Below are 14381 nucleotides of genomic sequence, written 5' to 3' on the forward strand. Positions count from 1 at the left end.
TCAAACGCCGGACGGGCTGAAATGCCCGGGCCGGCGCTCGCCCTCAGACCCCAGACTCCGTACTAGTCGGCACTAGTCGGAGACCAGTTCCACCTGGACCTCTACCTCGACAGGCGCGTCCAGGGGCAGTACCGCCACGCCGACCGCGCTGCGGGCGTGGACGCCCTTGTCGCCCAGTACCTCGCCGAGGAGTTCGCTCGCGCCGTTGATCACCCCGGGCTGGCCGGTGAAGTCCGGTGCCGAGGCGACGAAGCCGACGACCTTCACGACGCGCGCGACCAGGTCGAGGTCACCGGCGACCGACTTGACCGCCGCGAGCGCGTTCAGCGCACACGTACGGGCCAGTTGTTTGGCCTCCTCCGGCGTGACCTCCGCGCCCACCTTCCCGGTGACCGGAAGCTTCCCGTCCACCATGGGCAGCTGGCCGGAGGTGTACACGTACACCCCGGACCGAACCGCCGGCTGGTACGCGGCGAGCGGCGGTACCACCGCCGGCAGGGTCAGGCCCAGCTCGGCGAGGCGGGCCTCCACCGCGCTCACGCCTTCTCCCGCTTCAGGTACGCCACGAGCTGCTCGGGGTTGTTCGGCCCGGGCACGACCTGGACGAGCTCCCAGCCGTCCTCGCCCCAGGTGTCCAGAATCTGCTTCGTGGCGTGGACGAGCAGCGGCACGGTCGAGTATTCCCACTTGGTCATGGAGGCGACTTTATCCGCTGCGGCCAAGCGCCCCGCGCCCACGTTGTCCACAGCCTCCGGCGTAGGTTCGAGCCGGACTGGTTAGTCTCGAATACGTGAGCAGGTTCCAGGTCGTCAGCGGTAAGGGCGGGACCGGAAAGACCACGGTCGCCGCAGCGCTCGCGCTCGCCCTCGCAACCGAGGGGAAGCGCACGCTTCTCGTCGAGGTCGAGGGCAGGCAGGGCATCGCGCAGCTCTTCGAAACCGAAGTGCTGCCTTATGAGGAGCGGAAGATCGCCGTCGCTCCCGGGGGCGGGGAGGTGTTCGCCCTCGCCATCGACCCCGAGCAGGCGCTGCTGGACTACCTCCAGATGTTCTACAAACTCGGGAGCGCCGGTCGCGCCCTGAAGAAGCTCGGCGCGATCGACTTCGCCACCACCATCGCCCCGGGCATCAGGGACGTACTCCTGACCGGAAAGGCGTGCGAGGCGGTCCGGCGGAAGGACAAGAGCGGGCGGTTCGCCTACGACCACGTCGTGATGGACGCCCCGCCGACCGGCCGCATCACCCGTTTCCTGAACGTCAACGACGAGGTGGCCGGCCTCGCGAAGATCGGCCCGATACACAATCAGGCCCAGGCCGTGATGCGCGTACTCAAGTCGCCCGAGACGGCGGTGCATCTGGTGACGCTGCTGGAGGAGATGCCCGTCCAGGAGACCGCGGACGGTATCGCCGAGCTGCGTGCGGCGAAGCTGCCGGTGGGGCGGATCATCGTCAACATGGTGCGGCCCGAGGTTTTGGACGAGGCCGAGCTGGAACTCGTACGGGCGGCCCCTCGCGGCGCGCTCGCACGGTCGCTGTCGGCCGCCGGGCTCGGCGGGGCGCGGCGCGGCGGGAACGCCGAGAAGCTGGTCGACCCGCTGCTGGCCCAGGTCGAGGAGTACGCCGAGCGGTACGCCCTTGAGCACGAACAGCGGTCCGTGCTGGGCGGGTTGGAGCTGCCCTTGCACGAACTGCCGTTGTTCGCCGAGGGCATGGACCTGGCAGGTCTGTACGAACTGACCAACGAGCTGCGGAAGCAGAGGATGTCATGAGCCCGAACCCGCACGACTCCGCCTCCCGGCACGGCCTGTCCCCCGCGCGCGTGCTCGAGGTGGATCCGCTGATCGACGATCCCAAGACGCGGATCGTGGTGTGCTGCGGATCCGGCGGGGTCGGCAAGACGACCACCGCGGCGGCGCTCGGACTGCGCGCCGCCGAGCGGGGGCGGAAGGTGGTGGTGCTGACCATCGACCCGGCCCGCAGGCTCGCCCAGTCCATGGGCATCGACTCGCTCGACAACCTCCCGCGGCGAGTCAAGGGCGTCGAGGGCGGCGGCGAACTGCACGCCATGATGCTCGACATGAAGCGGACGTTCGACGAGATCGTCGAGGCGCACGCCGACCGTGAGCGGGCCGCCGCGATCCTCGCCAACCCCTTCTACCAGTCACTCTCGGCGGGCTTCGCGGGCACGCAGGAGTACATGGCGATGGAGAAGCTGGGGCAGCTGCGGGCGCGCGACGAGTGGGATCTCATCGTCGTCGACACGCCTCCGTCCCGGTCCGCGCTGGACTTCCTGGACGCCCCGAAGAGGCTCGGTTCGTTTCTCGACGGCCGGCTGATCCGGCTGCTGACGGCACCGGCGAAGCTGGGCGGGCGCGCGGGAATGAAGTTCCTGAGCGTCGGCATGTCGATGATGACCGGCACCCTGGGCAAGCTCCTGGGCGGCCAACTCCTCAAGGACGTACAGACGTTCGTCGCCGCGATGGACACCACCTTCGGTGGGTTCCGTACCCGCGCCGACGCCACCTACCAGCTCCTTCAGGCGCCCGGCACGGCGTTCCTGGTGGTCGCGGCCCCGGAGCGGGACGCACTGCGCGAGGCCGCGTACTTCGTGGAGCGGCTGGCCGCGGAGGACATGCCGCTCGCCGGACTGGTGCTCAACCGGGTCCACGGCAGCGGCGCCGCCCAGCTGTCGGCCGAACGTGCGCTCGCCGCCGCGGAAAATCTTGAAGAGCCCCGCATTGTCGATCAGGAGGACGGGAAAGCTGGACTTCGTAACTCCCCCGACCCGTACGGCGGTTCAGACAGTTCAGAACGTTCGTACCGTTCAGAACGTCCGGACCGGACAACAGCGCCCGGCGCAGACGTCGAGGAACACGTCGAAGGCTCCCCCACCGCCACCGACAGTGACCCGACCGCCGACCCGAGCGAACCCACAGTCCAACAACTCACCGCAGGCCTGCTCCGGCTGCACGCCGACCGTATGCAGCTGCTCTCCCGCGAGCAGCGCACACGAGACCGCTTCACCGCCCTCCACCCGGAGGTGGCGGTCACCGAGGTCGCCGCGCTGCCCGGCGATGTGCATGACCTCGCGGGCCTGCGGAACATCGGCGACCGACTCGCGACCGACCGGCCAGAGCTGCCGGACCCTCCGGACGCGAGTAACTGAGACGAGTGGCTGAGACAGGTGGCCGACGAAACGGCGGTTACCGACCGAGAGGGGCAGTGACCGACCGGGACGACTCAGCCCACTGCCAAGTAGTTCTCGTACACCTCTTCCTCGTCGAGGGGCAGGATTCCCGCCCCCCGCTCGTACTCCGTACGCGCGGTTTCGAGCAGCCGACGCCACGAGGTGACGGTGGGACGCCTGCGCAGCAGTGCGCGGCGCTCCCGCTCCGTCATTCCTCCCCACACGCCGAACTCGACGCGGTTGTCGAGCGCGTCAGCCAGGCATTCCGTGCGTACCGGACATCCGGTGCACACCGCCTTGGCCCTGTTCTGCGCTGCTCCTTGAACGAACAGTTCATCCGGATCGGTAGTGCGGCAGCCCGCCTGCGCACTCCAGTCGGTTACCCAGCCCATACCGGCGCCGTCCTCTCCCGAATCGAGGCTCCCCCACGGCGGCAGCGGCATATTCACCGCGCCAGTTGAGGACGTTACGGAAGGCGGGCACAGCGCAACACCCCCTTCGGGCCCAATCTTGAATGGCCCGAACGGACTATGGGTAAGCGGCAGATCACCCGGGGGAGTGAGCGACCGACATGTGTGACCATCCCGGCAAAGGGGGACAGTTCACCTGGGTCACAACGGATACCTCGTGACACACGAGGCCAATCCGGGCACGCACTCCACAAAAATAGTTGGACTACATCCGAAACGTTTCCGGTCTCAGGGACGTATTGATACGTGACCTCACAGCTGTGACAGTTGTGAGGAGCTTAGGCCAAGGCCTGTACGTGTGTCCGGCGAATGAGAACGTAGGCTGCCCTCATGCCAAACAAGCGATCGGGCGGAGGCCTGTCGGTAGTCCAGCAGGCCGCCAAGTTCCTCGGTGTCAGCGTGCTCGCGGGCGCCGTCGCGGCGGGCATCGCCCTGCCCGCCGCCGGCGCGCTCGGTCTCGCGGCCAAGGGTTCGGTCGAGGGGTTCGACGAGATCCCGGCCAATCTGAAGACGCTGCCGCTGAGCCAGCGCACCACGATCCTGGACGCCAAGGGCGGCCAGCTGGCGACGGTCTACTCGCGCGACCGCACGGTCGTCGAGCTCAAGGACATCTCGCCGTACATGCAGAAGGCGATCGTCGCGATCGAGGACTCCCGGTTCTACGAGCACGGCGCGGTCGACCTCAAGGGCGTCCTGCGGGCGCTCAACAAGAACGCGCAGAGCGGCGGCGTCGCGGAGGGCGCCTCCACGCTCACGCAGCAGCTGGTGAAGAACGTGTTCGTCGAGGAGGCCGGTGACGACCCGACGAAGGTCGCGCAGGCCCAGCAGCAGACGATCGGCCGCAAGATCAAGGAGCTGAAGTACGCGATCCAGGTCGAGGAGGAACTGGGCAAGAAGAAGATCCTCGAGAACTACCTGAACATCACGTTCTTCGGCCAGCAGGCCTACGGCGTCGAGGCCGGCGCCCACCGCTACTTCTCCAAGTCGGCGAAGAACCTCACCCTCCCCCAGGCGGCCCTGCTGGCCGGCATCGTCCAGTCGCCGACCCGGTACGACCCGGTGAACGACCCGGCGGAGGCCACCAAGCGCCGTAACACCGTGCTCAAGCGCATGGCGGAGGTCGGTGACATCTCCCCGCAGGAGGCCGCCGCCGCGCAGGAGAAGCCGCTCGGCCTGAAGGTCAGCGAGCCCAAGAACGGCTGCATCGCGGCGGTCAAGGGTGCGGGTTTCTTCTGCAAGTACGTCGAGAAGGAGTTCCTCGCCAGCCCCGTCTTCGGCAAGACCCGCGAGGACCGGGCGAAGATCTGGAACCAGGGCGGCCTGACCATCCGTACGACGCTGGACCCGCAGTCGCAGGCGTCCGTGCAGGCGTCGATCAAGGAACACGTGTACCAGTCGGACTCGGTGGCGACCGCCGTCACGCTGGTCGAGCCGGGCACCGGCAAGATCCTCGGCATGGGCCAGTCGAAGCCGTACGGCTACGGCAAGAACCAGACCGAGATCAACTACTCGGTCGGCAGCGACCGGGGCGGCTCCAACTTCGGCTTCCCGACCGGTTCGACGTTCAAGCCGTTCGTGGCGGCGGCGGCCCTGGAGGAGGGGCGCCCGGCGATCCAGCAGTACTCGGCGCCGTACGAGATGGAGTACCCGAGCCCGGTCCAGACGTGCAGCGGCAAGCCGTGGACCAACCTGGAGAACGCGAAGCTGGAGAACGAGAGCGAGTCGGAGAAGGGCCCCTACCGCCTGAAGAAGGCGATGGAGCTGTCGGTCAACACCTACTTCGTGCAGATGATCTCCGACATCGGACTGTGCCCGGTGATGAACATGACCGACGCACTGCACGTCAGGCAGGGCAACGGCGACAAGCTGCCCGAGGTACCGGCCATCGCCCTCGGCTCCAAGGGCATCTCCCCGCTGACGATGGCGAGCGCGTACGCGGCCTTCGCCTCCCGGGGCATGTACTGCACGCCGATCGCCATCGAGTCGATCACGCAGAAGGTCAACGGCGGGCAGAAGTCGCTGGAGGTCCCGAAGTCGACGTGCTCCCGTGCGATGTCGGAGACGACCGCGGACACGATCAACACCCTGCTCCAGGGCGTCGTCGACTCCGGCACCGGCAAGTCGGCCGGCCTCACCGACGGCCGCGACAACGCGGGTAAGACGGGTACGACGGACGAGCGCAAGAACGCCTGGTTCGTCGGCTACACGCCGACCCTGTCGGGTGCCGTCTGGGTCGGCAGCGCCATGCAGAACGTGAAGATGCGCAACATCACGATCGGCGGCGTCTGGAACGAACTCGTCTTCGGCGGCAAGGTCCCGGGTCCCATCTGGAAGGACGCCATGACCGGCGCCCTCGCCGGCAAGGACTCCGGGAAGTTCAACCTCGTCCCCATCATCGAGCCGCCCACCCCGAAGCCGGACGACAACCGCCGCGACGACGGCGGCAACGGGGACAACAACGGCAACAACAACGGTGGCGCGACGGACGGCAACAACGACAACGGCGGCAACACGACGTTCCCGAACCCGACCTTCTCGATCCCCGAGGGCTTCGTCCAGGGCAACGACAACGGCGGCAACAACGGGAACAGCAACGGGAACAGCAACGGCGACGGAGGCTTCCCGTAGAGGGTCCGCGCGCCGAGGCTGAGTGAGTGAGCCGGGCAGCGAGTGAGCCGTAGCCGCCTGTACGTCGATGGGGGCGCCCTTCTTGGAAGGGCGCCCCCATCGACGTACAGGCACAGGCGCGTCGGTACTCGCCGCAGGTCAGCCGGCGAGGATCTTCTTCACCGCGGCGGCGACCCGGCCGCCCTCGGCGAGGCCCGCGACCTTCGGGTTCACGATCTTCATGACCTGACCCATGGCACGCGGCCCCTCGGCACCGGCCGCCTTCGCCTCCTCGACGGCCTGGGCGACGATCAGGTTCAGCTCCTCGTCGTCGAGCTGCCTGGGCAGGTAGACGGCGAGGATCTCGCCCTCCGCCTTCTCCCGCTCGGCCTGCTCGGGGCGGTCGCCCTGGGCGAAGGCGTCGGCCGCCTCACGGCGCTTCTTCGCCTCGCGGCTGATCACCTTGATGATCTCCTCGTCGGAGAGCTCGCGCTTCTCCTTGCCGGAGACCTCTTCCTGCGTGATCGCGGTGAGGGTCAGCCGGAGCGTCGAGGAGCGGAGTTCGTCGCGCGCCTTGATGGCGGTGTTGAGGTCTTCCCTGAGCTTCGACTTGAGCGTGGTCATGGGATCGATTGTCGCAGGTGCGGGAAGCGGAACGCCCGTGGATTTCCACCGTCCCTCCCCGCCTGACACGATGGGAGCATGCGCGCGCGATACGCAGTACCCCTGGGAATCACGGCCGTTGCCGCCGCCGGCCTCGTCTACTCGGCGGGTTTCGAGACCCGCTCCTTCCGCCTCCGCCGGGTGACCGTGCCGGTGCTGCCCGCGGGCATGCGCCCCCTGCGCGTGCTCCAGGTCTCCGACATCCACATGGTCGGCGGTCAGTACAAGAAGCAGCGCTGGCTGCGCTCCCTGGCCGGTCTCCGCCCCGACTTCGTGATCAACACGGGCGACAACCTGTCCGACCCGGAGGGCGTGCCCGAGGTGCTGGACGCGCTCGGCCCGCTGATGGAGTTCCCGGGCGCGTACGTCTTCGGCTCGAACGACTACTACGGTCCCAAACCCCGTAACCCCGCCCGGTACCTGCTCGAGAAGACCCAGGGCAAGCACGGCCTGAACGGCAACCCGCCCGCGGTCGACGTGGTCCACAACCCGTGGGAGGAACTGCGCGACGGCTTCGACACGGCGGGCTGGCTGAACCTGACGAACACGCGCGGCGTGCTGAAGATCGACGGCATGTCGGTGGAACTGACGGGCCTGGACGACCCGCACATCAAGCGGGACCGCTACCAGCAGGTGGCCGGCGGCCCCTCGAAGACGGCGGACGTCTCACTGGCCGTCGTCCACGCCCCCTACCTCCGGGTCCTGGACGCGTTCACGGCGGACGCGTACCCGCTGACCCTGGCCGGCCACACACACGGCGGCCAGCTCTGCATCCCCTTCTACGGCGCCCTGGTCACCAACTGCGACCTCGACACGGACCGCGTCAAGGGCCTGTCGACGCACACGGCGGAGGGCCGCACGTCGTACCTCCACGTCTCGGCGGGCTGCGGCGCCAACCGCTACACGCCGGTACGTTTCGCCTGCCCGCCGGAGGCGACGCTGCTGACGCTGACAGCACGGGCGTAACCCACACAGCCCGCCCGGATCGCCCCTTTTGCCCGTTCGCCCTAGCGTGAGGGCATGACCGCGCCGATACCCAGGGACATACCGGACCTCCCCGCGCTCCCGGGCGGACCCGGACTTCTCCCCTCCCCCGTCCCCGCCACGGCCGTGGTGACCCCGGTACGCCGCCCGGTGACGGCGGTCTTCCGCCTCCTCACCGCCGCCGCGGCGGCCACGGCCGTGACGATGGAACTGGTCCTGGGCAGCCCCGCCCAGGTTCTGAGCCAGTTCACGATCCAGAGCAGCATCCTGCTGACCCTGGTCATGACCGTCTCGGCCCGCCGCGCCTGGACAGCCCGCCGCCCACTGCCCAGCGCCCTGACCGGCGCCGCACTCCTGTACGTGGTGATCGGGGCCCTGGTCCACCACACCCTGGTGGCGAACCCGTCGAGCCCGTTCACCACGCCCCCTTCCCCAACGGGCTGGCACGCCGTCACCGACCAGGTCCTGAATACGGCGATCCCGATCGCGGCCCTCACCAACTGGCTGCTCCTGACCGCCGCCGGCCACCTGCACCTGCGCCAGGCGGCACCGTGGCTCCTGTACCCCCTGGCGTACCTGACCTTCTCCCTGCTCCGAGGCGAGCTCCTCCTCCCGGGCACACCGAACCGCTACCTGTACGCCTTCCTCGACGTGGACGAGCACGGCTACAAGAGCGTCCTGGCCAACGCCCTCCTCCTCGGCCTGGCCTTCTACACCCTCGCCGTCCTCCTCGTAACCCTCGACCACATCCGCCCGAACCCCGTCCACCACCGCACCAAAACCGGATTTCGCCTGGGGCCACCGGTGGGCTAAAGTAAACGACGTCGCCGCGACAAGCAGGACAAGCAGCGACATCGGGGTGTAGCGCAGCTTGGCAGCGCGCTTCGTTCGGGACGAAGAGGTCGTGGGTTCAAATCCCGCCACCCCGACAGTAAAACGCCAGGTCAGGCCCGGTGCTGAGAAATCAGCACCGGGCCTGCCTCGTTCTCCAGGAGCTCTCTGGAGAAATCCTGGAGAAAATCTTGGAATCGTCTCCAGGCCGACGCCCTACCCACGAGCCTTCAGCAACGCGTCCAGAGCAGCCACGGGCGAGCCGGGACTCATCTCCCGACGCGCGTCCAACGCTTCCTCCCACATACCGGTGAGCGCGTTCATCAGCCTCTGCCGCATGCCGGCCGTGATGTGGTCATAGCGCGACTGAACAGAACCGTCCTCATGGCCCAAGCGTTCGTCCATGAGCTTCGGCGGGGTCCCCACTTCCCTCATCAGAGTCTTGTGAGTGTGGCGCAACCCGTGCGGGGTCAGCCCCGGAGCGATCGGCACCCAGCACGCCTCAGCCCGCTTGGAGGCGCCTCGTCCGCGCGCCGGGATGCCAGGCCACGGCTCAGCGACCACGGGCACCGGGTGCTCTTCCTGAGTGCCACGCCCGGGGTACCGCCCTGTGACGGCCGGCTGAAAGAGCCACGTGGCGAAGCCAGAGCGTCGCCAGTGGGCGGCCAACTCCCCCGTTCCCGCGTTGCGGACGTACCCGAGATCGGTGATGGCCTCCAGCACCTTCAGCCGAGTCGGCTCCGCCACAGTGTCCGGGCGGTTGAGGACGTTGGAAACGGTGCCGGTCGAGACGCCGGCGCGGCGAGCCACGTCGGCCAGTTTCGCCCCCGGGCGACTCGCGGACCCGTTGGCGGTTCCGTGGCCGCGGAAGACGTAGGTCAGTCCGTGGCACTCGCAAGGCTTCGGTTTCGTCCGGGCGATGTGGCCGGCAAGCAGCGAGACGAGGAATTCCGGAGTGTCGACGTCGCGGTAGGAGTCGTCCTTGGGCGGGCAACGGTGCAGTTCGCCGGTGTCCAGTTCGTAGAGCTGCCACTCAACACGAATGCTCTTCGGCCGAATGAACTCCGTCTCAAGGCCAACGACCTCGCCCCAGCGCATGCCGGTGTAGCCCATGATGATGCCGCCAACGAACTCGTCGTCGCGCCCGGACAACAGCGCCATCCGCTCGGAGAGCAGCAGAATGCCGAGTGCCGTCGTGACCGCCTTCTCCGGGCCACGGTTGCGTGAGCGACCAGCGCGCTTGCCTCGTCCACGCCGCCTGGTTGCGGGGTTGGAGTCGCGCAGCCCCTCGTCAACGGCGTCGGCGAGGATCAGGTGCAGTGTCGCCCGCCATGTCTTGACACTGGTTGCCGCGTAAGGAACGGCGCGTTCGTGCTTCTCCCAAGCGGCGATGTCGGTACTCAAGATGTCTGCAATGGCGAAATCCTCGAACGCGGGGAGCAAGTGTTCTTCGATGTGCCGCCGGTAGTTCTGCATGGTGGACGCCGCCAAGTCCTGCGCGGCATACCAGCGGTTCGCGTAGGCGCCGAAAGTGATCCGCTCAGGAGGCGCCTTCTTCGTTCCGGCCAACAGCTTCGCTTCTTCGGCGTCCGCAGCCTTCTTTGCCGCTGGCTTGGTCCGGAAGCGGATGGCCTCGCCATCGGCATCTCGGACGGTGGCGTACTTGCCCGGCGCGAGCTTGTACCGGCCGCGCCAGTACGTGCCGAGGTTCTCGGCGTAACCCAACTTGCTCTCCCTACGGACGGATGTGCCGCCCGGTTGGAGGACCGGGCGGCACATGGAATCAGGCTGCGCTCTGCGATTGGTGCTGCTGCGCCCTACGCGGTGTCCGTGCCTTCAGAGGGGTGGCGGACACCGTTGCTATGGCCACCACTTGGCGTCGCGGTGCTGGTGTAGCTCGGGCGGTGGCAACACGGGCTTCCGTGGGACGGCTCTCGAAGATGCGCATGATCTCTACGAAGTGCTCGACCGTGAACCGGTAGCTGCCGCCGGGCTTGGTGAAGGGAATGCGTCCCCTGCGAGCTTGTTCCTTCACCCACCACTCGGAGCAGCCGAGCGCTTGGGCAACATCCGCAGCGGAGTGGAGCTGAGGCAAGTCAGTGATCTTCTGACGCACTTTCATGTCTCCTCTGGGGTTCGCTTCGGGGGTTCCGAAGCCCGTGTCTGTCCGAGGTGTGGATTTCTGCGTCATTGCGTCGTGAGCGTCATTTAGGCTTCTGACCTGTGGTTTTAGGTGACGTTAGGGGTGAGGTCTGCGTCATGGGTGTGTCATGGGCAGCGTCATCCGTGACGTGGTCCATGACGCGGATGACGCAGGATGACGCAGGCGCGGCGATCTGCGTCATGCCTGTATTCGCAGGTCAGGTGCCGTATTCCGGCTCGCCTGACGTAGATGACGCAGCGTCTTCCCTCTTAGGACAAAAGAAGGGGGTGTTCTGTTGTGGTGCGGTGCTGCTCAGAACGTGAAGAAGGAGCCGCTGCGCGGCACGTCCTTGGGGCGGCGCAGGCGCCGAACAGCAAGAGGAGCACGCCTCGCCGGGGCGGCCGGTGCTCTTCTTGCTTGTCCGCGCGAGCGTGGGGGCGGTCAAAGCATCCGGGGCTGGTCGAAGGGGGGCGCGGGGGCGGGGCGGGTCATTTCGAGGTAGCGGCCCTGGCTGGTGCGGCCGGAGTCGATGAGCACACCCCGCGCGGCGAGGGTGGGCTGTAGGCGCTTGAGACGGTCGGAGAGCACTTTGCCGGTGGTAGGCCACCCCTTGGGCAGCGGACGGCAGTCGTCGCCGCTGTAGAGGCGGCTGAGGCAGGCCAGCCACTCGGTGGACGTCATCCGCTGCTCGCCGCCGGGCTCGATGGTGTCGGCGTGCCGGAGGACGGTTTGTGCCAACAGGTCGCCTTCGATGACGTCGTCGTTGAGGTCGTCCAACCGGGCCCGGTACGCGGCCAGCGCTCCGAGCCCGGTGGCCGCGTCAAGCTGCGCGCAGAGGTGGGCGAAGTCGGCCATGCGCAGGTCGGTGGGGGTTTCCGCCTGCGCCGCGCGCACTCTGACGGTGAGGTCGAGCAGGGACCCGAGCACGACGGGCAGCGCCTCCTCGTACTCCGCCCACAGTTCGGCCTCGGTCCGCCGCACGCCGGGCCGCTCCAGGCGGAGCGGGAGCAGGCGGTCGGCGAGGTCGGGCCGGATGACGCCCACGTCGATCCCGGTCAGCAGTAGCGGCCGGCGGTAGCCGACGCGGAACACGTCCCCGTCGGTGAACAGGGCGCGCTTGACGCTCTCGGCGCCGGTGACGATGCAGCACATCGCGTCCGACAGGTCCGGCGACATGTGGGAGAGGTTGTCCAGTGCGGTGACCCAGCCCGCCGCCACGGCCGCGATCAGGTTCTCTTCATCCTTTGGGGCCCGGCGCAGGTCCCCGCTCATGCCCTCGATGATCCGCACCAGCATCCGCCCGCCGGTCGACTTCCCCGCACCCTGCGGGCCGGTGAGGAATGGCGCGGGCACCGGGACGGACGGACCGAGACAGCCGATCAGCCACGCCACGGCCAGGCACTCGGTTTCCGCGTCGGCGAAGTTGCACAGTCGCATCAGCAGATCGATGCCCTTGCCGTTGGTGTCTTTGACGGGCAGCGGCAGTTCCCCGGTGAGCTGGGTGCGCCGCCAGCACACCTCGCGCGGGTCGGGGGTGAGGATGTCCCAGCCGGTGGGGTGGATACGCACGGACTGCCCGTCATCACGACCGAGGTCGAGCCAGGTTGCCCCGTCGAATCCGGGGGCGACGCGGATGTGCACGGGCTGCACGTCCTCGGACATCGCGAGCGCTTCGATCAGGTCCAAGGCTTCTTTCAGCGCGCTGCCGTTGAACGCGCCGCGTCCGTCGCGGTAGAGACCGACCATGAGTTCCTGGCGGTGGCTGCCGGTGGTGCCCTGGGAGCGGATGGGGCGGGCGACGGGTTGGCCGTTCTTCTGCGCGTAGACGGTCCCGTCCGGTGTGCGGAAGTACCGGAAGTGGGATTGCGCGTAGTCGGTGATGATCTGGCGGGCGGGGTTCTTCTCGTCGTCGGCCATGGTCACAGTCCCAACGTGGTGAGGGCGTTGGTCCACGCGTCGGTGCAGTGCCGGGGCGTTTCGCCCTTGGCCTGCGCAGCGGTGAACAGCCGGGCGACGTGCGTGTGGGTGAGGCAGCCGCACCGCCCGTGGGTGGACAGCACGGCGAGGAACGTCCGGTAGACGGTGGCGTGCACTGCCTCACGGGCGGCGGTGATGTGCTGCTCTGCCATGGCGATTCCACGGTCCAGGTACACGGGCGAGCGGTGGCGGCACTCCCCGCCTTGGCCTCCCAGGGGCGCCGAGAGGGTCTGTGGCGCCCTACGGGCGGGAGGGGGGTCCGTTAGTGCCAGAGCACGCACAGCGCCCGGGAGGGCGGCCATGGCGCCGCCGCCCCATCCGAGCCAACGGGCGTACGCCATAAGGGACTTGATGTCCACACCGGGCCGCACCGCGTTGGCGGAGCGCATGGCGCCCCGGTAGATCCAGTGCTCGCCCCGGGTCGTCGGCACGGTCCGGGTGGCGGGGAGGGTGTCGCGGGCCCAGGCGATGGCGTCCGTGTTGTCGAGGTCGACGATGGTGAGGCCGGCGCCGCCGGGGTGGTAGGCCACCCCGGCCGCTTCCCGCCACGCCCTCGCCCACGCACGCGAGTTGATGATGTTCGGGTCGGTGGTGGCGGCGGCCCATGCGTGGCAGGGCGCCGGGCAGTGGCAGGGGCCGGGGGTTTTCATGTTAGGCCGTCCGCCGCACGCGTTCTGCGCGCAGGTGCGGCAGTTGCCGAACGGCACCTTCCCCGCCCGCAGCGGCAGCGGCGGCACACCGGCCGCCGCCAGACCGAGGGCGGTGTGTAGGTGTGCCGGTGCTCGCCGAATGTCGGTGGCTTGGGTCATGCTGGATGTCTCCAGTCCTGTCGAAGGATGCTGGGTGACAAGGGCGGCCCCGGACTTTGGCGAGACGGGGGCCGCCCTTGGCGTCACTGGTGGTTGTTCGTTTTGGCCCACACGCCCGTGGTACGGGTGTGGACGTGGCGCCGGTCTTGGTAGACGGGTCCTTCGTAGTGGTGGTGGACGTCCGGGGCGGGCTTGGCCCGGTGGGCGAGGCGGGCGAGGGCGAGCACGAGAGCGGCGGGTGCACCGAACACCAGGCCACACACGATCGGGTCGGCGAACTGGGACAGGTACATGAGCACGCCAGCCGTCCCGCCGACCATGGTCGTGGCGGTCGCGCCGGCAAGCATGAGCACGCTCGCGTCGGTGGCGCCCTGGCTCATCGGGGGACGTCCGGGCTGTGCGACGGGCAGGGCGTCACCGTGTGCGGGGACGGGGGTGGTGTCGCGGTAGGCGGTGGGCCGGTACGCGTCGGCGATGATCCGGCGAGCCTCCACGTCTGCCTGAGCCTCGCTCAGGCCGGTGTCGGTGGCGGTCGGTTGGGGGCTGGTCTCGGGGTGCATGCGGAATCCCTTCCGGCGGAAGGCCAGGGAGGCAGGGACACCCCCTTGGGGGGTGGCTCTGGAGGGGGTTTTCGGGGTCTGACCTGGGGTGCCTCCCTGACTCCCTGACTGATCATTTGTGCAGGTCAAGGCCAGGGAGGCGGAGCAGGGA

General features: G+C 68.4%; 14 protein-coding genes and 1 tRNA gene. 6 read left to right on the forward strand and 9 right to left on the reverse strand.

Going from position 1 to position 14381, the window contains the following annotated elements; genetic code table 11:
• Positions 1-72: 72 nt before the first annotated feature.
• Positions 73-540, reverse strand: a complete 468-nt coding sequence (locus OG241_RS25550; protein WP_405818226.1) for a RidA family protein — start codon at positions 538-540, stop codon at positions 73-75.
• Positions 537-695 carry a DUF4177 domain-containing protein gene (locus OG241_RS25555; protein ID WP_019063748.1) on the reverse strand — a complete coding sequence of 53 codons (159 nt, stop codon included), beginning with the start codon at positions 693-695 and terminating at the stop codon, positions 537-539. The genes OG241_RS25550 and OG241_RS25555 overlap by 4 nt, the downstream gene beginning before the upstream one ends.
• Positions 696-790: 95 nt before the next feature.
• On the opposite strand from OG241_RS25555, the gene OG241_RS25560 reads away from it, so the two are divergent.
• Positions 791-1768 carry an ArsA-related P-loop ATPase gene (locus tag OG241_RS25560; RefSeq protein ID WP_405818227.1) on the forward strand — a complete coding sequence of 326 codons (978 nt, stop codon included), beginning with the start codon at positions 791-793 and terminating at the stop codon, positions 1766-1768.
• A complete protein-coding gene (locus OG241_RS25565; RefSeq protein WP_405818229.1) occupies positions 1765-3165 on the forward strand; it encodes an ArsA family ATPase in 1401 nt (466 codons plus the stop codon). Before OG241_RS25560 ends, OG241_RS25565 begins: the two co-directional genes overlap by 4 nt.
• Before the next feature lie 74 nt (positions 3166-3239).
• On the opposite strand, the gene wblA is transcribed toward OG241_RS25565, so the two are convergent.
• Positions 3240-3578, reverse strand: coding sequence for a transcriptional regulator WblA (gene wblA, locus OG241_RS25570; RefSeq protein ID WP_319092711.1), 339 nt, complete (start codon positions 3576-3578; stop codon positions 3240-3242).
• Between the two features lie 408 nt (positions 3579-3986).
• Here wblA and OG241_RS25575 point away from each other — a divergent pair, with 408 nt between their 5' ends.
• Positions 3987-6284, forward strand: a complete 2298-nt coding sequence (locus OG241_RS25575; protein WP_405818231.1) for a transglycosylase domain-containing protein — start codon at positions 3987-3989, stop codon at positions 6282-6284.
• Positions 6285-6422: 138 nt separating this feature from the next.
• On the opposite strand, the gene OG241_RS25580 is transcribed toward OG241_RS25575, so the two are convergent.
• Complete coding sequence (locus OG241_RS25580) at positions 6423-6887, reverse strand: GatB/YqeY domain-containing protein (RefSeq protein WP_405818233.1); 465 nt, start codon at positions 6885-6887, stop codon at positions 6423-6425.
• A gap of 78 nt (positions 6888-6965) precedes the next feature.
• Between OG241_RS25580 and OG241_RS25585 the strand changes: the two genes are divergently transcribed.
• The 3 genes from OG241_RS25585 to OG241_RS25595 all read left to right on the forward strand — a co-directional run bounded on the left by OG241_RS25585 (position 6966) and on the right by OG241_RS25595 (position 8839).
• Positions 6966-7892: a metallophosphoesterase gene (locus OG241_RS25585; protein WP_405818235.1), complete on the forward strand. Its 927-nt coding sequence runs from the start codon at positions 6966-6968 to the stop codon at positions 7890-7892.
• Between the two features lie 54 nt (positions 7893-7946).
• The gene (locus OG241_RS25590; protein ID WP_405818237.1) at positions 7947-8723 is read left to right on the forward strand and encodes a Pr6Pr family membrane protein; all 777 of its coding nucleotides are present in this window, start codon (positions 7947-7949) and stop codon (positions 8721-8723) included.
• Positions 8724-8765: 42 nt separating this feature from the next.
• Positions 8766-8839 (forward strand) — tRNA-Pro (locus OG241_RS25595).
• Positions 8840-8957: 118 nt separating this feature from the next.
• Here OG241_RS25595 and OG241_RS25600 read toward each other — a convergent pair.
• From OG241_RS25600 to OG241_RS25620, 5 genes are all read right to left on the reverse strand, one after another.
• The gene (locus OG241_RS25600) at positions 8958-10466 is read right to left on the reverse strand and encodes a tyrosine-type recombinase/integrase (protein ID WP_405818239.1); all 1509 of its coding nucleotides are present in this window, start codon (positions 10464-10466) and stop codon (positions 8958-8960) included.
• 58 nt (positions 10467-10524) lie between these two features.
• Positions 10525-10932, reverse strand: a complete 408-nt coding sequence (locus tag OG241_RS25605; RefSeq protein WP_405818241.1) for a helix-turn-helix domain-containing protein — start codon at positions 10930-10932, stop codon at positions 10525-10527.
• Positions 10933-11325: 393 nt separating this feature from the next.
• A complete protein-coding gene (locus OG241_RS25610; RefSeq protein ID WP_405826420.1) occupies positions 11326-12801 on the reverse strand; it encodes an ATP-binding protein in 1476 nt (491 codons plus the stop codon).
• Between the two features lie 2 nt (positions 12802-12803).
• Positions 12804-13670 carry a DNA primase gene (locus OG241_RS25615; protein WP_405818243.1) on the reverse strand — a complete coding sequence of 289 codons (867 nt, stop codon included), beginning with the start codon at positions 13668-13670 and terminating at the stop codon, positions 12804-12806.
• Positions 13671-13753: 83 nt separating this feature from the next.
• Positions 13754-14230, reverse strand: a complete 477-nt coding sequence (locus OG241_RS25620; protein WP_405818245.1) for a hypothetical protein — start codon at positions 14228-14230, stop codon at positions 13754-13756.
• Between the last annotated feature and the right edge of the window lie 151 nt (positions 14231-14381).

This window comes from Streptomyces sp. NBC_01390 (genome assembly GCF_045040105.1).
Classification (GTDB): Bacteria; Actinomycetota; Actinomycetes; order Streptomycetales; family Streptomycetaceae; genus Streptomyces.